This window comes from Herbaspirillum huttiense, assembly GCF_004367745.1.
Classification (GTDB): Bacteria; Pseudomonadota; Gammaproteobacteria; order Burkholderiales; family Burkholderiaceae_D; genus Herbaspirillum; species Herbaspirillum huttiense.
In genome coordinates, this window is record NZ_CP037993.1 from 350813 (window position 1) to 370947 (window position 20135).

13 protein-coding genes are annotated in these 20135 nt (G+C 65.2%); 8 read left to right on the forward strand and 5 right to left on the reverse strand.

Annotation, left to right across the window (positions count from 1 at the left end):
• Positions 1-75 precede the first annotated feature (75 nt).
• Positions 76-849, reverse strand: coding sequence for a 3',5'-cyclic-nucleotide phosphodiesterase (locus tag E2K99_RS01620; RefSeq protein WP_134221125.1), 774 nt, complete (start codon positions 847-849; stop codon positions 76-78).
• A 460-nt stretch (positions 850-1309) separates the two neighbouring features.
• Here E2K99_RS01620 and E2K99_RS01625 point away from each other — a divergent pair, with 460 nt between their 5' ends.
• The 5 genes from E2K99_RS01625 to E2K99_RS01645 all read left to right on the forward strand — a co-directional run bounded on the left by E2K99_RS01625 (position 1310) and on the right by E2K99_RS01645 (position 9175).
• Entirely contained in the window at positions 1310-2977 is a 1668-nt protein-coding gene (locus tag E2K99_RS01625) for an HD-GYP domain-containing protein (protein ID WP_134221126.1), read from the forward strand.
• A 108-nt stretch (positions 2978-3085) separates the two neighbouring features.
• On the forward strand, positions 3086-4660 hold the full coding sequence (locus E2K99_RS01630; protein WP_205703741.1) for a COG3904 family protein: 1575 nt from the start codon (positions 3086-3088) through the stop codon (positions 4658-4660).
• Positions 4661-4670: 10 nt separating this feature from the next.
• Entirely contained in the window at positions 4671-6743 is a 2073-nt protein-coding gene (locus tag E2K99_RS01635; RefSeq protein ID WP_134221128.1) for an ATP-binding protein, read from the forward strand.
• Positions 6740-7480: a response regulator gene (locus E2K99_RS01640; RefSeq protein ID WP_121042495.1), complete on the forward strand. Its 741-nt coding sequence runs from the start codon at positions 6740-6742 to the stop codon at positions 7478-7480. Before E2K99_RS01635 ends, E2K99_RS01640 begins: the two co-directional genes overlap by 4 nt.
• Before the next feature lie 210 nt (positions 7481-7690).
• Entirely contained in the window at positions 7691-9175 is a 1485-nt protein-coding gene (locus E2K99_RS01645; RefSeq protein ID WP_205703742.1) for a SulP family inorganic anion transporter, read from the forward strand.
• Between the two features lie 107 nt (positions 9176-9282).
• Here E2K99_RS01645 and E2K99_RS01650 read toward each other — a convergent pair whose 3' ends face one another.
• From E2K99_RS01650 to E2K99_RS01665, 4 genes are all read right to left on the reverse strand, one after another.
• Positions 9283-10797, reverse strand: coding sequence for an efflux transporter outer membrane subunit (locus tag E2K99_RS01650; protein WP_134221130.1), 1515 nt, complete (start codon positions 10795-10797; stop codon positions 9283-9285).
• 33 nt (positions 10798-10830) lie between these two features.
• On the reverse strand, positions 10831-14046 hold the full coding sequence (locus E2K99_RS01655) for an efflux RND transporter permease subunit (RefSeq protein ID WP_134221131.1): 3216 nt from the start codon (positions 14044-14046) through the stop codon (positions 10831-10833).
• Positions 14047-14147: 101 nt separating this feature from the next.
• Positions 14148-15356 (reverse strand): efflux RND transporter periplasmic adaptor subunit, encoded by a 1209-nt coding sequence (locus E2K99_RS01660; RefSeq protein WP_134221132.1) that lies wholly within the window; start codon positions 15354-15356, stop codon positions 14148-14150.
• Positions 15357-15366: 10 nt separating this feature from the next.
• On the reverse strand, positions 15367-16230 hold the full coding sequence (locus E2K99_RS01665; protein ID WP_240733832.1) for an alpha/beta hydrolase: 864 nt from the start codon (positions 16228-16230) through the stop codon (positions 15367-15369).
• A 412-nt stretch (positions 16231-16642) separates the two neighbouring features.
• On the opposite strand from E2K99_RS01665, the gene E2K99_RS01670 reads away from it, so the two are divergent.
• The 3 genes from E2K99_RS01670 (at position 16643) to E2K99_RS01680 (ending at position 20052) form a co-directional block, all read left to right on the forward strand.
• Positions 16643-17656, forward strand: a complete 1014-nt coding sequence (locus E2K99_RS01670; protein WP_121042504.1) for a LysR family transcriptional regulator — start codon at positions 16643-16645, stop codon at positions 17654-17656.
• Positions 17657-17954: 298 nt separating this feature from the next.
• Entirely contained in the window at positions 17955-18959 is a 1005-nt protein-coding gene (locus tag E2K99_RS01675; RefSeq protein ID WP_134221134.1) for an AraC family transcriptional regulator, read from the forward strand.
• Positions 18960-19044: 85 nt separating this feature from the next.
• The gene (locus E2K99_RS01680) at positions 19045-20052 is read left to right on the forward strand and encodes an aldo/keto reductase (protein ID WP_134221135.1); all 1008 of its coding nucleotides are present in this window, start codon (positions 19045-19047) and stop codon (positions 20050-20052) included.
• Positions 20053-20135 lie beyond the last annotated feature (83 nt).

The following is a 20135-nucleotide window of genomic DNA, read 5'->3' on the forward strand; positions in this document are numbered from 1 at the left end:
AGCGGCTGGCGACAGATCAAGAGAAAAGGCACCGGCTCTGGAGCGCGGTGCCTTTGTCGTTGAGGGCGGGATGGATCAGAAGTCGAGCACGGTGCCCGTGGCCAGCATGCGCGGCTGGTGCGCGCTGTTGCCGGCCTTGATCTCGGCGGCGATCTCGTCCAGCTGCCCGGGTTTGGCGTGCGTGATGAGCACCTCGGGCCGGCCTTGCAGGTGTTGCAGTTCTTCCAGCAGCAGGCTGGGGCACAGGTGCTTGGACAGCAGCGCAAGCTCACGGTCGCGATTGGCGAACGCGGCCTCGATGATGAGGTAGCGCAATTGTCCGATGCGATTGAGCGCTTCCCACAGCGGCGGGCAGAGACAGGTATCGCCGCTGAAGGCCAGCGACGACCCGCTCACATGATTGCGCAGCTGGTAGCCGACCGCCGGCACCGTGTGCGCCGCAGGCAGCGGCGTGATGCTGCGCTGGCCCAGTTGCACGGGCTGGCCGGGCTCGACCGTGGCGAAGCGCAGGAAGGGTTGCTCGGGGGTCGGGATGACGCTGAAGTCGGGCCAGATATGCCAGTTGAAGATGTGCTTGCGGATGATCTCCATGGTCGCGGCCGTCGCGTGCATGGTCAGCGGCGTGCTGCGCATGTCGCCCACGCTGTCGATCATCAGCGGCAGGCAGGCAATGTGATCCAGGTGCGCATGGGTGATGAAGACGTGATCGATCTGCGCCAGCCGCGTCAGCGGCAGGTCGCCTACGCCAGTACCGGCGTCGATCAGGATGTCGTCATCGATGAGCAGGGAGGTGGTGCGCATGCCATTGCCACCGATGCCCCCGCTGCAGCCCAGGATTTCTACACGCATTGTGATTGCCGCTCATAGAGTTGTGGGTTCCGGCCCTGCCGCACGGGTTGAGAGGGAACCTTGTTGTAGCCCGGAAACCCCTTTCCGGACTGGCTTTTCGGACGATGTGGCAAATTATGCAACATAGATGGATGGTAAGGGATACGGCTCATCAGCGCAATCGGGAGATCCCTGACTGCGTTCGCGGCCACGGGGTGTCGGTTGCGGTCGCCGGCAAGCGCAGAATTGGCGGCCAAATCCCCTCAAGCTCGCTGCAAGACGGCGTGCGCTGCCGGTCTAGAATCGCGATGATGCCGAAAAAGCATCCGCCAGAAGTGCGTCGGCATTGCCCTTGTGCAATGATCGCGCCGTGTCCGTCCGCCAACGCTTCAGGGAGTCGCATGTTGCCAGCAGTCCACCCAGCAGCCCACACCTGCCAGACCGTCCAGTGCCTGCACTGCGGCGGACGGGAGAGGGCGGCATGAACGTCCCGGCCAGCATGCATGATCTCGCCCCCACGACCGGCGAGCACCGCGACATTGCCTATCGCCTGGAACGGCTGACCGAGCTGTGCCGCGAGCTGGGCAGCCAGCGCGACATTCCGCTGTTGCTGGAGCGCATCCTGCTCACCGCTCGCGACATCACGCGCGCCGATGGCGGCACGCTGTACCGCACCACCGACCATGGCGACGCGCTGCGCTTCGACATCTCCGTCAACCAGACCCTCAAGATGCACCAGGGCGGCAGCAGTGGCCAGGCCGTCTCGATTCCCGATATCGCCCTGACGCTTCCCGATGGCCAGCCCAACCTGGCGGCGGTCGCCGCCTATGCGGCCAACACCCGGGAGTCGGTCAACATCGCCGACGTCTACCAGGCCAGCGGCTTCAACTTCAACGGCATGCGCCTGTTCGACGAGAAGTATGGCTACCGCTCGAAGTCCATCCTGACCGTGCCGATGCAGGATCACGAGGGGGAACTGGTGGGGGTGTTGCAGCTCATCAATGCCATTGATCCCGACAGTGGCGTGCCGGTCCCCTTCTCGGAGACCGACCAGCGCTTCATCGAGGCCCTGGCCTCGCAGGCCGCCATGGCGATGACCAACCAGCAGTTGATCGCGCGCCTGGAAAACTTGTTCGAAAGCCTGATCAAGCTGATCAACATCGGCATCGGCGAAAAGTCGCCGCACACCGGCCGCCACTGCGAGCAGGTACCGCAACTGGCCATGATGCTGGCCGAGGCTGCGCACAACACCACCGAAGGCCCGCTGGCCGATTTCCGCATGACCGACGCCGATCGTCGCGAATTGTGGCTGGCAGCGCTGCTGCACGACTGCGGCAAGATCGGCACGCCCAGCCACATCGTGGAAAAAGCCACCAAGCTGGAAACCATCTTCGATCGCATCCACCTGATCGATACCCGATTCGAAGTGCTCAAGCGCGATGCCCAGATCCGCGTGCTGCAGGAGAAGCTGGCGCTGGGTGCCGCGCTCACGCCGGAGCGTTCTGCCGAGCTGGACGCCGGCCTGCAGGCCGAGTTTCTGCAGATGGAGGATGAGCGCGCCTTCCTGCGCAGGATCAACTACGGCAACGAAGGCATGCGCGCCGAAGACCAGCAGCGCGTGCTGGATATCGCCGAACGCAGCTGGCGCGGTCCCGACGGCCAACTCCGCAAGCTGCTCGATGAGGAAGAGGCCGGCAACCTGCGCATCCGTGCGGGGACGCTCAACGATGCCGAACGCGCCATCATCAACAACCACATCGTCATCACCATCAAGATGCTGGAGTCCCTGCCGTGGCCCAAGCAGCTGGCCCGCGTCACCGAATTTGCCGGTGGCCACCACGAGCGTATGGATGGCAAGGGCTATCCCAAGGGACTGACGCGCGAGCAGATGTCGGTGCAGGCGCGCATCATGGCGGTGGCCGACATCTTCGAAGCCGTGACCGCCGCTGACCGTCCCTACAAGCGCGGCAATACCCTCAACGAGGCGGTCGATATCCTGGCCGGCTTCAAGGCGCGCAATCACATCGATCCGGATATCTTCGACCTGTTCGTGCGCGAACGCATCTACGAAAAGTATGCCGAGCAATTCATGCATCCCAGCCAGATCGACCCGGTCGACCTGTCGCGTATCCCCGGCCATGGCGGGTGAAGGCGCGACGGCATCGCCAAGCTGGGTTATGCTGTTGGCTTCATAAAGTCTCCCTTCATTGAAGACGCTGTGCGCACTGCGCGGCAGCGCATCGAGGAAAAGCATCACGTGTCCCAGGCAGTAACCCGATCGTCCGTTCCTTCCAGCCCGCCCGCCAGTTTCCTGCGCCGTCATTGGCGCGGAGACTATTCGCTGGGCCGTTCCTACTGGCTGCATACCGTCCTCCTGACTTCGCTGGTGCCGGCGCTGGCCATCTCGGTACTGGCGCGGCTGACCAATGACATGCCGGCGCGCTACGGCATGGCCGGCGTGCTGGGTATCGCCGCCTTCAGCTACCTGGCCTGGACCTGGGGTGTGTGGGGCTGCTGGCGCTCGGCCAGCAAGCACGTGGCACGCGGCGGACGGCGCTGGGCCGAGGTGGTGGTCAAGTTCCTGATCGTGTGCGGTGCCATCAGCATGGTCACCAGTACCTGGCGGGCCGCGCATTCCGTGCGCGAACAGCTGGAGATCGCCCTGGGCAAACAGCTCGGGCCACCGGTGGTGTACCAGGTGCGGGTGGATGGCAAGTCGGTCCTGCTGCAAGGGGGGATGAACGACGGCGCGGCCGATGGGCTGGATGCCATCCTGCAGCAGCATCCTGGCGTGCAGACGGTGGTCCTGTATTCGGCCGGTGGCTGGGTGCGCGAAGGCAAGCTGGTGGGCGAGGTGATCCGCCGCCGCCGGCTCAATACCTATGTCGAGCAGGAGTGCTCGTCCTCCTGCACGCTGGCCTTCCTGGCGGGACGTGACCGCGCGATGGATCCGCGTGCGCACATCGGTTTCCATACGCTCTATACGGTCGGCGGCGATGATCGCATCAACAAGAGTTTCGACCGCAAGCTGACCTTCGATACCTACGGCAAGCTGGGTCTGCCGCATGACTTCATCGAACGCATTGCCGATACCCCGGCGGCGCAGAGCTGGTATCCGGAGCTGGGCCAGCTGCTGCAGGCCGGTGTGCTGACGCGTCTGGCACCGGGCGGCGAGACCGCGCAACTGGCCACCATCGCCACCTCGCGCGACGTGCTGGAGGCGGAATTCAAGAAGGGGGCGCTGTTCGACATCATGGCCCGTTACCACCCCGCCGACTTTGCCCGCACCATCGACCTGGCCTGGGCCAAGGTACAGGCGCATGCGTCGGACGCCGAGATCCTGGCCGTCGGCCGCGAGCAGGTCGGCCTGTTGAGCCGGCGGCTGCTGCCGATTGCCTCTGATGCATCACTGGCCGAATTCCAGCAATTGCTGCTGGACGAAGCCGTGGCCTTGCGCGGCATCAGCGTGGCGGCCTGCACCGAGCTGATCTATCCGCGTTCGCGCGCGGAGGCGGCGGCCGGGCGCGAGGCGCCGCAAGCGGCCTTGCCGCAGGAATTCGCCAATCGCGAACAGGTGATGACGCAGCGCCTGCTGCGTGACGCTGATCCGGCCAATGTCGGGCGCTACAGCCTGGCCGAGCGCACCCGCGTGATGCGCAAGGCACTTGCGCCGCTGACCCAGGAACAACTGAAATTGCTGTCTTCGCCCCTGCGCCGCCAGGCTGACCCGGACGCTACCTGCGACGCCTCCATTGCCTATCTGCGCGCAGTCATGCAGTTGCCGGCGGACGAGCGGCGGGTGGCCCTGCGCGTGCTCTACTCACGCAGCTGACACGTTCCTCATGGCCGATCTCCCAAGCTCCCGCCCCGCCTTCGCCGACAGTCTGCGCACACTGTTGGCAGCGCTGGCGTGCGGCGTGGGCTATGCCTTGCTGGCCAGTCCCGCTGCCCATCTGCAGGACAGCACTACGCTGGCTCCCATCGCTGCGCCGGCACCGGCGCTGATGATCGCGCTGCTCTGGCGCAAGCCGGCGCGCGACTGGTTCCCTTATCTGCTGGCGGTGTTCGTGGCGATGATGGTGGTCGGCGATCGCGACAGCCTGCCGTGGCAGGTCGATGCCGGCTTTGCACTGCTCAACGTGGTGCAGATCGTGGCCTGCGTCCTGCTGGGGCGGCGCTTCGTCAGCCGCGACGGACAATTCGACGGGCTGGTCAGGCTGGGCCGTTTCCTGCTGCTGTTGCCGCTGGTGGCGGTGGCCGTGGTGGCGGCGCTGGGTGCCACGCTGGCTGCCGATGTGATGCCGGGCGGCTGGTGGGCCGAATGGCGCACGCTGTTGGTGGGGCACGGGCTGGCGATCCTGGTGTTGACGCCGGCCGTGCTGACGTGGTCAGACGGTGCCTGGCGCAGGCTGTTCCATGACCGCATCACCCTGCTGGGCGCGCTGGCGGTGAGCGGCGTGCTGCTGGCTTGCGCGGGCTTGGGCTGGTCGGGCGAGGTGCAGCGCGTGCTGCTCTCGCTGGCGCTGGCCGGCGCCGCGCTGTATGGCGGCCTGCGCAGCGCCACCCTGGCGACCAGTCTGGCGGCCGTGATGGCAGTGCTGTTCACGCTTTACGATATCGGCCCCTATGCGCAGGAGGGGCTGGACAGCACCTGGAACCTGCAGGTCGACCTGGCCGGCCTGGCGATGCTGACCTTCTTCATTGCCGTGGCCATGCGTGAACGGCAGGTCCTGGCCGCCCGCATGGAACAGATGCGCCGTTTCGAAGCGCTGGGGATGATGGCCGGCGGCATCGCCCATGATTTCAACAATGTTCTGGGCGCGGCCGGCGGCTATGCGGAACTGGCCCAGGAGCAGCTCGATGCCGACGCGCCCGCCCAGCGCCCATTGAGCGAAGTTCTGGCGGCCGTGCGTCGTGGCCGCGATCTGACCGAGCAGATCCTGCTGGCCGGTCGCCGTGGCGATCGTCAGCGCAGCCTGCTCGATATCCGCGATCCGGTGGCCGAGGCCATCATGCTGGCTCGTCCGCTGTGTCCAGCGGGCGTGGTGATCGCCTACCAGCCGCCGCCACAACCGCTGGCCGTGCAGGGCCATGCGGGACAACTGGCGCGCCTGGCGCTGAACCTGATCCGCAATGCCAGCCAGGCGGCGCGCAGCCAGGTGGTAGTCAGTCTGCATGCCGGAGCCACGCCGCCGCAAGCGCCGCTGGCCGGTGAGCTGCCGCAGCCGCAGGCGGTCTGGCTGGAAGTGACGGACGATGGTGCCGGCATCGCCCCGGAACATCTGGCACGTCTGTTCGAGCCCTTCTTCAGCACCCGCAGCGGGGGCGGTGGCAAGGGTAGCGGCACCGGTCTGGGGCTGGCCATCGTGGCCGGCATCGCCATTGAACATGAAGGCGGCGTGGCGGTCAGCAGCTCCCCGTCGGGGACGCGCTTTCGCCTGCTGCTGCCGCTGCCGGCACAGGAGCTGCCGCTGGCAGTACCTGAGCGCGTCGTACCCTCTGCTGCGCCGGGCGCGGCCGGCGCGAGTGCCTGTGGACAAGGCGAATGCATCTTCGTCATCGATGACGATGCGTCCCAGCGCGCCCTGTGCGCGCAGTGGCTCGCCAGTCTGGGCTACAGCCCCATGGTGTTCGGCGACCCGCAGCAGGCGCTGGCGGAATTGACGCTGGAGCCGCTGGCCGTGGATCTGGTCATCACCGATCTGGACATGCCGCAGATGCAGGGCGATGCGCTCATCGCCGCCATGCGCACGCTGCGTGCCGACCTGCCCGTGCTGCTGTGTTCCGGCCAGCCGCGTGCGGCCACCCTGGCGGCGGCGCTGGCAGCGCGATCGCTGGCCAAGCCGTATGATCTTCCTGCCCTGCGGCGTGCGGTCCTGCACGCCCTGGGCGCATCCGAACGAGGTTCTCCATGAGCATCACGCCCCCGCCGCGCATTCTGGTCGTCGATGATGACCAGGCCATGCGTCAATTGCTGGTCGACTACCTGAGCGGCCACGGACTGATCGTGGACAGCGCCGCCACCGGTGCCCAGGCGCAGGCCGCCGTGCAGGCCACGCAGTACGACATGGTGCTGCTCGACCTCGGTCTGCCCGATGTCGATGGTGCCGAACTGGCGCGCGGCTGGCGGGCTGCGGGTGGCTTGTCCATCATCTGCGTGACCGGCCGCAATGAGGAGGCCGACATGGTCATGGGCCTGGAACTGGGCGCGGATGACTACATCACCAAGCCCTTCTCGCCGCGCGAAGTGCTGGCACGCATGCGCGCGGTGCTGCGGCGCGCTGCGGCGCAGGCTGCGCCGGCCGCTCCGGTGACGCGCGGCCGGCATCCGCGGGCCTATCGCTTCGCCGGCTGGGAGCTCAACCTCAATACGCGCCGGCTGACCGCGCCGGACCAGCGCCAGGTCAGTCTGACCAATGCCGAATTCAGCCTGCTGGTGGCGTTCCTGGGCGCACCGGGCCGCATCATTTCGCGCGAACACTTGCTGGAAAGCACGCGCGCCTTCGACGAAGTCTATGATCGCGCCATCGATGTGCAGATCCTGCGCCTGCGCCGCAAGCTCGAAGCCGACCCCAAGCATCCGACCCTGCTGCGTACCGAGCGCGGGGCCGGCTATCTTCTGGATACCGAGATCGAGGTGATCTGGAGCTAGGGCTGGCGTGGCAGCCGCGCCACGGCCACCGGCAGTCGATGCTGCGGTGCGGTAAAATGCTGCCTTCAAGTCTTGCGGACGTGCTTTCGCCCAGTTTCCGGCGATGGCAGTGCGTGCGCAGGGCATCTCTGCCGTACCGCCCTTGCCGCCTCACGCGCGCTGACGCGTTCATGATGGCGCCGGCCCCTGCGGCCTGTTTCTTCCCTGCCCATGACGACTCTCTCCTCATCCACTTCGCGCCTGCGCGACCTGCGCCAGAACGTTCTGGCCGGCCTCACCACCTCCTTCGCGCTGGTACCCGAATGCATCGCCTTTGCGCTGGTGGCGCAGTTGAACCCGCTGATGGGGCTATATGGCGCTTTCTTCATCTGTACCATCACGGCCCTGTTCGGTGGCCGCCCGGGCATGATTTCCGGGGCGGCCGGCTCGATGGCCGTGGTCATCGTGGCCCTGGTCGTTCAGCATGGTGCACAGTATTTCCTGGCGACGGTGGTGCTGTCGGGCGTGATCATGCTGCTCTTCGGCGCGCTGCGGCTGGGCAAGCTGGTGCGCATGGTGCCGCATCCGGTGATGCTGGGCTTCGTCAATGGCCTGGCCATCGTGATCGCGATGTCGCAGCTGGAACATTTCCGCGTCGAGACCCCCGCCGGTCCGCAATGGTTGCAGGGCGGGGCGCTGGCCATCATGATCGGCCTGACGCTGGCCACCATGCTGATCGTGTGGCTGCTGCCGCGCGTGACCAAGGCGATTCCACCGGCGCTGGCGGCCATTCTCGGCGTGGGCCTGGTGACTTATTTCAGCGGCCTCCACACCCGCACCCTGGCCGACATGGCGCAGATCGCCGGCGGCCTGCCGCCGCTGCACTGGCCCAGTGTGCCGATGAACCTGGAGACGCTGCGCATCATCGGTCCCTATGCGGTGCTGATGGCCATCGTCGGCCTGCTGGAAACCCTGCTGACCTTCAACCTCACTGACGAAATCACCGCCAGCCGTGGCCAGCCCAACCGCGAATGCCTGGCACTGGGCGCGGCCAACATCGTCTCCGGATTGTTTGGTGGCATGGGTGGCTGTGCCATGATCGGCCAGACCATGATCAACCTCGGCTCGGGCGGGCGCTCGCGTCTTTCGGGTGTGGTGGCGGGCGGGATGATCCTGCTGTTCATCCTCTTCCTGTCGCCGGCCATCGAGCGCATCCCGCTGGCCGCGCTGGCCGGTGTCATGTTCGTGGTGGCGCAGGAGACCTTTGCCTGGGGTTCGCTGCGCGTGCTGGGCAAGGTGCCGCGCAGCGATGCGCTGGTCATCATTGCGGTGACCATCATCACGGTGCTGACCGACCTGGCCGTGGCCGTCCTGTGCGGCATCGTCATCACCGCGCTCAACTTCGCCTGGCAGCATGCCCGTGAAATCCGTGCCGACCGCCGCGATGAGGCCGACGGCAGCCGCACTTACCTGCCGCAGGGCACGCTGTTCTTCGCCTCCACCACACACTTCCTCGACCTCTTCGATACGGCCGACGATCCGCAGCAGGTCACCCTGGATTGCCGTCATCTGCGCCTGGCGGACCACTCCGCCATTGCGGCCGTGCAGACCCTGGCCGAGCGTTATGTGCGTGCTGGCAAGGAGTTGCGCGTGGTGGCCCTGTCGCAGCGTTGCAGCCAGTTGCTGGAACGCGCGGGCTTGCCGCAGGTGGCGTAAAAAAAGCCCGCCGTCGCTTGCGCAAGGCGGGCCAGAAGTACCACGGGAAATCATGCTTCATCGTCGGCCCGCATCGCAGGATGCGGGCCGATGTCACGTCTGCGTGCTTACTTCGATGAGGATAGTTGCATTTCCGGACTACCCCATCCGCCGCCCAGGGCGCGGATCAGGTTGACGGTGGAACGGGCCCGTTCGCCATCGAGCGTGACCGAGGCGCGCCGGGTCTGCAGCACGGTGCGGTCGGCATCGATGACGCTGAAGTAGCTCACCGCACCCTCGCGGTACTGCGTGTGCGAGAGTTTGGCTGCGCGCGCGGAGGCGGCCACGGCTTCGTCTTGCGCGCGGTTCTGGTCGTCCAGGATGCGCAGGTTGGCCAGGTTGTCTTCCACTTCGCGGAAGGCGTTCAGAACCGTGCCGCGATAGGTTGCCACCTGCTCTTCATAGCTGGCGCGCGCACGATCCACACCGGCCTGGCGGCGTCCGCCATCAAACAGCGGCATCGACAGCGCCGTGCCCACCAGCGGGCCCAGGAGGAAGGTGCGGCTGGACCAGTTGAACAGATCACCCAGTTGCGCCGACTCATAGCCCAGGCCACCGGTCAGGTTCAACGCCGGGAAGAAGGCCGACTTGGCCACGCCCACGCGGGCATTGGCGGCAGCCATGGCGCGTTCGGCGGCGGCGATGTCGGGACGGCGTTCCAGCAGCGTCGAGGGCAGTCCGGCCGGCACCGACACGCTCAGGCGCGTCAGCGGTTGCGGCGGCAGCGAGAACTCGGCCGGGGTGCGGCCCAGCAGGATGGCCAGCGCATGTTCGGCGGTGGCGCGCTGGCGGGCGATGCCCAGCGCTTCCGATTGGGCCGAGGCCAGTTCGGAACGGGCGCGGGCTACGTCCACTTCACTGATGTCGCCTTCGTCGAAGCGGCGCTGCACCAGGCGCAGCGATTCCTGGCGCAGTTCGACGGTGCCGCGATAGAGCTCGGCGGCAGCGTCCAGTTCACGTACCTGGAAGTACTGCTGCGCCACGTCTGCCTGCAGGGCCAGCAGTACCGAGTGGAACAGCGCTTCGCTGCGCTGGGCGTCGGCGGTAGCGGCATCGACGGTCGAGGCGACCCGCCCGAACAGGTCGACTTCGTAAGAAACGTTCACCTGAGCACGATAAAGAGTGAACGGTTGTGTGTTGGCGTCGGCCGGCAAGCCTTGCGAGGCGGGCGACGGGCGCTGGCGGGTCGCACCGACCCCTGCATCCACCTGCGGGAAGTAGCCCGAGCGCGCATCGCGGGTCAGGGCGCGCGCCTGGCCCAGGCGGGCGGCGGCCGCCTTGAGGTCCTGGTTGGCTTGCTGGGCGGTGTCTTCGAGGGCGTTCAACTTGTCGTCGCCGAAGATTTTCCACCACTCGCCACGGGCAATGTCTTCGGCCGGTTGCGCGGTCTTCCACTGGCTGCCGTTCTCGCCGGTCTGCGGCGCAGGGGCCGCTTCCTTGAAGGCGGCCGGGGTGTCCACCGCCGGACGTTCATAGGTCGGGGCCACCGAGCAGCCGGCCAGCACCAGCAGTGCCGCCAGCAGTGCCGAGCTGATGCGCACGGGGCGCAGCAGGCGGCTCATCGAGAGAGATTGGGTCATCATTTTTCTTGCTCCATTCATGGGCCGATCCGCAGATCAGCGATCATCCTGTGCGCCCGGTGCAGCGTGGGCGATGTGGGTGCCGGCGGTCATCGGGGCTTCGTGATGCGAGGCCGAGTGCAGGGCACGGCGATCGATGGTACGCAGCAGGACATAGAACACGGGCGTGAGGAACAGGCCGAAGAGGGTCACGCCCAGCATGCCGAAGAACACTGCAATCCCCATCGCATGGCGCATTTCCGAACCGGCGCCGGAGGAGGTCACCAGCGGCACCACACCCATGATGAAAGCGATCGAGGTCATCAGGATCGGACGCAGACGCAGGCGGCTGGCTTCGATGGCGGCTTGCACGGCACTGCGGCCCTGCATCTCCAGTTCGCGGGCGAATTCCACGATCAGGATGGCGTTCTTGGCCGACAGGCCCACCAGCACCATCAGGCCGATCTGGGTGAAGATGTTGTTGTCGCCACGGGTGAGCCACACACCGGTCAGTGCCGCCAGGATGCTCATCGGCACGATCAGGATCACGGCCAGCGGCAGGGTCAGGCTTTCATAGAGCGCCGCCAGCACCAGGAACACCAGCAGCACGCTGATCGGGAACACCCACACGCCTGCATTGCCGGCCAGAATCTTCTGGTAGGTCAGGTCGGTCCATTCGAACTTGATGCCGCGCGGCAGGGTAGCAGCCGCAACGCGTTCAGCCGCAGCCTGGGCCTGGTCCGAGGAATAACCCGGAGCCGGACCGCCATTGATGTCGGCGGCGGTATAACCGTTGTAGCGCACCACCATTTCCGGACCAAAGGTCTGCTTGACCTTCACCACGGAGGACAGCGGCACCATCTCGCCGGCATCGTTACGGGTCTTCAGCTGCGCGATGTCCTCGGCCTTGGCGCGGAAGGGCGCGTCAGCCTGGGCCCGCACCTGATAGACGCGGCCAAAGCGGTTGAAGTCGTTCACGTACAGCGAACCCAGGTAGATCTGCATGGTATTGAAGACGTCGGTGACCGGAATGCCCAACTGCTTGGCCTTGACGCGATCCAGTTCCACATCCAGCTGCGGTACGTTGATCTGGTAGCTGGAGAACATCGGACCCAGCGCCGGTTCCTTGGCGGCGGCCTTCATGAAGGCTTGCGCGGCCTTGTCCAGTTCGGCATAGCCCAGCGCATCGCGGTCTTCGATCTGCATCTTGAAACCACCCAGCGTACCCAGGCCCATCACCGGCGGCGGCGGGAAGACGGCGGTGAAGGCTTCCTTGATGCCGCCGAATTTCTTGTTCAGCGAGGCGGCGATGGCATTGCCCGACAGTTCCTTGCTCTTGCGTTCCTCGAAGGGCTTCAGGCCCACGAAGACGATACCGGCCGAGGAGCTGTTGGTGAAACCGTTGATGGACAGGCCAGGGAAAGCAATCGCACTGGCCACGCCCGGTTCCTTCAGCATGATGTCGCTCATCTTGCGCATCACTTCTTCACTGCGGTCGATCGAAGCGCCATTGGGCAGCTGCGCGAAGGCCACCAGGTATTGCTTGTCCTGGCCCGGCACGAAGCCGCCGGGAACGATGTAGGACACACCCAGGGTGGCCGCCAGCAGCAGCACGTACACACCCATGGTGGCACCCTTGCGCTTGATCACGCCGGTCACGCCATGACCGTAGTTGTCGGAGGCGCGGTTGAAGAAGCGGTTGAAGCGGATGAAGAAGCCACCCAGGAAACGGTCCATCTGGCGCGTCAGCCAGTCCGGCTTGTCGCCGTGGCCCTTGAGCAGCAGGGCGGCCAGGGCCGGGGACAGCGTCAACGAATTGAAGGCCGAGATGACGGTGGAGATCGCAATGGTCATTGCGAACTGCTTGTAGAACTGGCCGGTGAGGCCGGTCATGAAGGCCAGCGGCACGAACACCGCCACCAGCGTCAGGGCAATGGCGATGATGGGGCCAGAGACTTCCTGCATGGCGCGATAGGTGGCGTCACGCGGCGAGAGGCCGGCACCGATGTTGCGTTCCACGTTTTCCACCACCACGATGGCATCATCGACCACGATACCGATGGCCAGCACCATCCCGAACAGCGACAGCGCATTGATGGTGTAGCCAAAGCCCAGCATCAGCGAGAAGGTACCGATGATGGAGACCGGCACGGCCAACAGCGGAATGATGGAAGCGCGCCAGGTCTGCAGGAAGATGATCACCACGATCACGACCAATGCAATGGCTTCCAGCAGGGTATGCACCACCGCTTCGATGGAGGCCCGCACGAACTGGGTCGGGTCATAGACGATGCTGTAGCTGACCGAGCTGGGGAAGTCGGCCGACAATTCCTTCATCGCCGCCCGCACCTGGGTCGAGACATCCAGCGCGTTGGCGCCAGGGGCCTGGAAGATGGGGATGGCCACGGCGGGCTTGTTGTCCAGCAGCGAGCGCAGGCCATATTCGGAGGCGGCCAGTTCGACCCGTGCGACGTCACCCAGGCGGGTGGTCGCTCCATCGGGTGAGGCCTTCAGGATGATGTCGCGGAATTCGCCCTCGGTCTTCAGGCGACCCTGCGCGTTCACCGACAATTGCAGCGGTGTCTCCGGCGAGCTGGGCGAGGCACCGATCACACCGGCCGCCACCTGCACGTTCTGCTCGCGGATGGCGCGCACCACGTCGGTAGCCGTCAGGCCGCGCTGGGCCACCTTGTTGGGATCGAGCCAGACGCGCATGGCGTAGTTGCCCGAGCCGAACAGGCCGACTTCACCCACGCCCTGGATACGCGCCAGCCGGTCCTTGACGTTCAGGACCGCGTAGTTGCGCAGGTAGGTGGTGTCGTAGCGGTTGTCGGGCGAGGTCAGGTGCACCACCATGGTCAGCGTGGGCGAGGATTTGAGCGTGGTCACGCCCAGTCGCTGCACGTCTTCCGGCAGGCGCGGCAGGGCTTGCGAGACGCGGTTCTGCACCAGCTGCTGGGCCTTGTCGGGATCGACGCCCAGGCGGAAGTTGACGGTGATGGTGAGGTTGCCGTCGCTGTTGGCCTGCGACTGCATGTAGAGCATGTTTTCGACGCCGTTGATCTGCTCTTCCAGCGGCGAGGCCACCGTTTCAGCGATCACCTTGGGGTTGGCGCCGGGATACTGCGCGCGCACCACCACGGAAGGCGGTACCACTTCCGGATATTCGGAGATGGGTAGCTGCAGCATGGCCAGCACGCCGCCCAGCAGCAGCAGTACCGACAGCACGCCCGCGAAGATCGGGCGGTCGATGAAGAATTTTGAGATATTCATGTAGGTTCCTTGTCAGTCGTCAGGATGCAAATGCCCTGGCAGCGGGCCTTGCAGCCCCTGCGACTTGTTCTTCCTTGAATGCGAGAGCGCTCTGGCGTGGATCAGGCCTTGCCAGCGGCAGGTGCCGGTGCGGCCGTAGCGGTCTGGGTCTGCATCGGCACCACGGTCGGGGTGATGGCGTCACCCGGACGGATGCGCTGCAGGCCATTGACCACGATGCGTTCGCCCGGCTGCAGGCCCTTTTCGATCACCACCAGACCGTCATGGCCGGCGCCCACCACCACCTGGCGGTAATTGGCCTTGTTGTCCTTGTCGGCTACCATGACGAAGCGCTTGTCCTGGTCGGTACCGAGGGCCTTTTCGTCTATCAGCACGGCCTGGTGCGGCGCGCCGCCACCCAGTCGCACGCGGGCATACAGGCCCGGGACCAGCTGGCCATCGGCGTTGTCGAAGATGGCGCGCACGCGGATGGTGCCGGAGGCGGTATCGAGGCGGTTGTCCACCGAACCGACGCGGCCCTTGCGGGAGTAGCCGTCTTCATTGGCCAGGCCCAGTTCCACCGGCACGGTGGCACCCGCGGCGCGCGCCGGGTTCACGTACTTCAGGAAGCTCTGTTCATCGACGTCGAAGGAGGCATAGACCTTGGCCACTGATACCAGCGTGGTCAGCGGCGCATTGGCGGCCCCCGGGTTCACTACGTTGCCCACGGTCACTTCGGCGCGCGAGATGCGGCCCGAGACCGGTGCGGTGATGCGGGTGTATTCCAGGTTCAGGCGAGCCGCGCGCAGGGCGGCACGGGCGGCGGCGACATTGGCCGAGGCTTCGCGCGAGGCGTTCTGCTTCTCTTCGAAATCGCGCTTGGCAATGGCGTTGTCGCCCAGCAGGCGCTGGCCACGGGCCAGGTCGGAGGCGGTATAGCCGGCACGGGCTTCGGCACCGGCCAGTTGCGCTTCGGCGCGGGCGACTTCGGCTTCATACGGACGCGGATCGATGGTGAAGAGCACGTCGCCCTTCTTGACCAGTGCGCCATCCTTGAAGTGCACGGCGGTCAGGGTGCCGCCGACCAGCGGGCGGACCTCGACGCGATCGACCGCTTCGATGCGGCCCGAATAGGATTGCCAGTCGATGATCTGGCGCTGGACCACTTCGGCCACATCGACCGGCGCGCCGGCGGCGGCAGCGGTCGGGGCAGTGGAGGCATTGGCCGAGAGGCCGACCATGGAGATGGTGCCACCGACCGAGAGGGCGATGACGGCCAGGACTGTGGCTGTGAGAGCGAAACGTTTGCGCAGTGGGGCGGGAGTGTTCATTTTCTTGTCCTCAGAGTGAAGTGGAGGGGTGAAGCGGATGCGGCAGGAATTCAGGGAGCGCGGCATCGCGTCGCAGGGTGGCGAAGCGGCAGCGCAGGAAATTGACGATCTCCGTCAGCAGCGGCAGGTGCGTACGCAGGGCCCCGTGCGTGATGCCGACGAAGCGCGAGACCTGCGTGGGCACGCCGGCGCGGATCAGGCTGGAGGCGTATTTCTCGGCCTCCGGGCACAGCACGTCGCGTTCGGCGGTGGCGATGAAGGCCGGCGGCAAGCCCGCCAGGCGGCTCACTTCCAGCGGTGCGGCATAGGGGTGCAGGCGCTGCATGGTCTGCGGCAGGTACTGGCGATAGCTGGCCGCGCAGGTCTCGGCGGTGACGTCGGACTGCAGGCGGGTGGCATCGCCCAGCAGACGCATGCTGGGGTCCAGCATCGGGCTGATCAGTACCTGGGCGGCCAGCGGCTTGCCGCAGCGGTCGCGCGTCATCATCGTCAGGCTGGCGGCCAGGCTGCCGCCGGCGTCGTCACCGGCGACCACCATGCGGTCCAGGTCCACTTTCAGTTCGGCGGCGTTCTTGCAGGCCCAGGTGGCAGCGGCGAAGGCATCTTCGGGCGCGGCCGGGAAGGGCTTGGCCGGCGCCAGCGCGTAGCCGACCGACAGCACCACGGCCTGGTTGTGCTCGGCCAGGAAGCTGGCCGGGGTGTCGGCGTCATCCAGCGAACCGCTGGTGAAACCGCCGCCGTGGAAGTACAGCACCAGCGGGCGTTTTTCGCCCTTGGGCAGGGTGCTAGCAGGCTGGTACAGGCGCACGGGGATGCGTCCCAGCGGGCCGGGAACGAAGAAATTGCGGATGTCCAGCGGAGAGGAACCTTGCATGATGAGCGCCTGGGCCGAAGCCACTTGTCCAAGAATGGAGCGGATTGTGCGCCACAGCAGGGTCTCGAATAAACACCTATAATCCAACAACACTGTTCGGTAAGTCTGAACAATCAGTGAAATTAATTCATTCACTTTTCTGATCCTTTCAGTGAAGAACGAGCCCTAGCTTCCTGGCTCGGTGAAGTGGGTAGCTCCTGCGACATCGATGCTGTTGTCATCCGATGCGCAAAGTTGGCTGGCTTTTGTCGTTATTTGGTTTAAATTGGGATGGGGCGGTCACTGCGATCCCGGTCCATCCCGTCATGGCAAGATGGCGCGCCGGGGGCGGTGCCTGGTCTTGCATGGATCTGTCTTGCCCCCGATTGCCGCGCCGGCGTTTTCCCTGGCGGCGGCCTCAAAGGAGAGAGCGATGGACCGTTTCCAGGCCATGCAAGTCTTTACTGCTGTGGTGGATGCCAACAGCTTCACACGCGCTGCCGACAACCTGAACCTGCCGCGCACTACCGTGACCACCCTGATCCAGGGGCTGGAGAGCATGCTGAAGGTGCGCCTGCTGAACCGCACCACACGTCGCATCAGCCTCACGCCCGACGGCGCGGCGTATTACGAGCGCTGCGTGCGCATCCTGGCGGACGTCGAGGAGACTGAACAATCCTTCCGCAATGTCACCCGCGGTCCGCAGGGGCGGCTGCGTATCGATGTGCCGGGCTCCATCGGCCGGCTCATGCTGCTGCCCAACCTGTGCGACTTCTACAGCAAGTACCCGGACATCGAGCTGGTCATGGGCATGGGCGATCGTCCCGTGGACCTGGTGCAGGAGGCCGTGGACTGCGTCATCCGCATCGGCGACTTGCAGGATTCCTCGATGGTGGCGCGCCGCATCGGCACCTTCCAGACCGTGACCTGCGCCGCCCCGTCCTACCTGGAGCGCCATGGCGTGCCGCACACCATCGAAGACCTGCAACAGCACCAGTCGGTCCATTATTTCTCCGGCCGTACCGGCCGCACCATCGACTGGGACTTCGTGGTCGATGGCATCACCCGCGAGGTGAAGATGAATGGCCGTCTGTCGGTCAACGATGCCGATGCCTACGTGGAGTGCGCCCTGCAAGGCTTCGGCATGGTGCAGGCGCCGCTCTACATGGTCACCCGCCACATCGATGAAGGCCGTCTGGTGGAAGTGCTGTCGCAATGGAAGCCGGCACCGCTACCGATTTCCGTGGTGTACCTGCACAACCGCCATCTCTCGCCCAAGGTGCGTGCCTTCGTCGACTGGGTGGCCGAACTGTTCGCCACCTGCCCGCTGAACAAGGCCTGCACCATGGGCATGGAAGAGAGCGAGTGCCACTTCGTCAACAAGCCCGAATCCACGACGGTGCGCACGGTGGTGGAGCAGTACAACATTGCCGAGAGCGTGTTCTGATCGATGTAAATCTGGCTTGGGGTTCGGCGAGGATTATGCAGGGCGGGCCGGTGTTTTCGCGTGCCTTAAGCTGCTGGTTTTTTGCCCGATTCTCTTTTCATGCTTGCTGGAGTTTCAGGTGAAATTGCGCTGGCGCGTGGTTTTCGGTGTTTTCGTGCCATGATCATTGCGCTCAATCGTGCAAGGGCATACCTGATCCTGCAAACTTCTTGCCCGATTCTCCATGGATGGACTGCAGAGGATCAGGCAGTTGCCAGTCCGCGCTAGAGTCGCGTCTGTCTTTCAATGAGAGGAGCTTATGGACCTCGATCTGCATTCCGTTCAGGATTCCGGCCCGCTGCTGCTGCCGGAGGCAGTGGAGAGTGCGCCCGCCGGGCAGCAGGATGATCCGCGTTTCCAGGCCATGCAGCAGGAGCTGCTGCAACTGCTGGAGCGCACTACGGCCGGCGTCGAAGGCATGCTGGCTACGGCCATCCCCAACCTGGAAATCTATCGCATCACCTGTCCGAGCGGCCCCAAGCACGCGGTGCAGAAGCCGGTCTTTGCGGTCATTGCGCAGGGTTCCAAGCGCATCTTCGTGGGCGATGAGATCTACGAGTACGATCCCATGCATTACCTGGTCGCCTCGGTGGATCTGCCGGTGGTCGGCAAGGTCATGGTGACCAGTCCTGATGAACCCTATCTGGGTTTGCGGCTGGAGCTCGATACCCAGGAAATCGGCGAGCTGATCGGCGACGAGAACCTGCCGGCGTCGGCCAATTTTGGCGAAGGGGCTGCGCGCGGCCTGTATGTGAACCGGCTGGACGTTGACCTGCTCGATGCGGTGCTGCGCCTGTTGCGCCTGCATGAGACCCCGCGCGACGTGCCGATCATGGCGCCGATGATCCGGCGCGAGATCCTGTATCGCCTGCTGATGAACGGGCAGGGAGCGCTGTTGCGCCAGACCGTGCTGCAGGACAGCCAGATGAACCGCGTGGCCAAGGCCATCCGCCTCATCAAGGAGGGCTATGACCAGGCCTTGCGCATCGAGGATGTCGCACGCGATGTGCATATGAGCGTGTCTTCGCTGCATCACCACTTCAAGCTGGTGACGGCCATGAGTCCGCTGCAATACCAGAAGAATTTGCGCCTGCAGGAAGCCCGCAAATTGATCCTCACCGCCGACGCCAGCGTGGCTACTGCCGCGCATCGCGTGGGTTACGAGAGTTCATCGCAGTTCAGCCGCGAGTACAGCCGCCTGTTCGGCGCGCCGCCGCTGCGCGACAAGCGGCGCTGGCAGGAAGAGGAAGCGCCGGTGCTGTGAGCTTGAGCAGGCGTACCGGGAGCTCGCTAGAATGAGCGGCTTGCGGCAGTTAAGTTATCCACATCCCATTTGATTCGGAGACAGCATGCATTATCGTCGCCTCGGCAAGAGCAACCTGAAGGTATCGGCCCTGTGTCTGGGGTCCATGATGTTCGGGGACCAGACCGACCTGGAAGAGTCCGGCCGCATCGTGGCGTCGGCCCGCGAGCATGGCATCAATTTCATCGATACGGCGGACGTCTACACCAAGGGCAAGTCCGAGGAAATCGTCGGCAAGCTGCTGGCCGGACAGCGCCATGAGTGGGTGCTGGCCAGCAAGCTGGGCAATGCCATGAGTGGCAAGCCCAATGAGTCGCACTATTCGCGCAGCTGGATCGTGCGCGAGACCGAGAACATCCTCAAGCGCTTGGATACCGATTACCTCGACATCCTCTACATGCACCGCGACTACCAGGACGAGAACCTGGAAGAGGCCGTGCAGGCGCTGGGTGATTTGATCCGTGCGGGCAAGATCCGCGGCTTTGGCGTCTCCAACTTCCGTGGCTGGCGCATTGCCGAGATCGTGCGCCTGTGCGAGAAGAACAATGTCCCGCTGCCGCTGGTGTGCCAGCCGTATTACAACCTGTTGAACCGCCAGCCCGAAGTGGAAATCCTGCCGGCCTGCGCCAACTATGGTTTGGGCGTGGTGCCCTACAGCCCGATTGCCCGCGGCGTGCTGACCGGCAAGTACCAGCCCGGCCAGAAGCCGCCACAGGACACGCGTGCCGGGCGGGGCGACAAGCGCATGATGGAGACCGAGTTCCGCGAGGAATCGCTGCTGATCGCGCAGCGGCTGCAGCAGCACTGCGAAGCGCGCGGGATCAAGCTGGGCCAGTTCGCCACCGCCTGGGTGCTGGCCAACGCGTCCATCAGCAGCGTCATCGCCGGACCGCGCACGCTGGAGCAGATGGAGGATTACTACGATGCAGCGGAAATGAAGATCAGCGCAGAGGAAGAGGCATTGGTCGATAGCCTGGTCACGCCGGGGCATGCGTCCACGCATGGGTACAACGATCCGAATTATCCGTTCTTTGGGCGGGTGGTGAGGGGCTAAGCGGGAATGGCTGGTAGGGTGAGTGATTCAAGCTGTTGAATCACTCTCGTACCAAGCTACTGTGTTTTGCCGGATGACCCAGG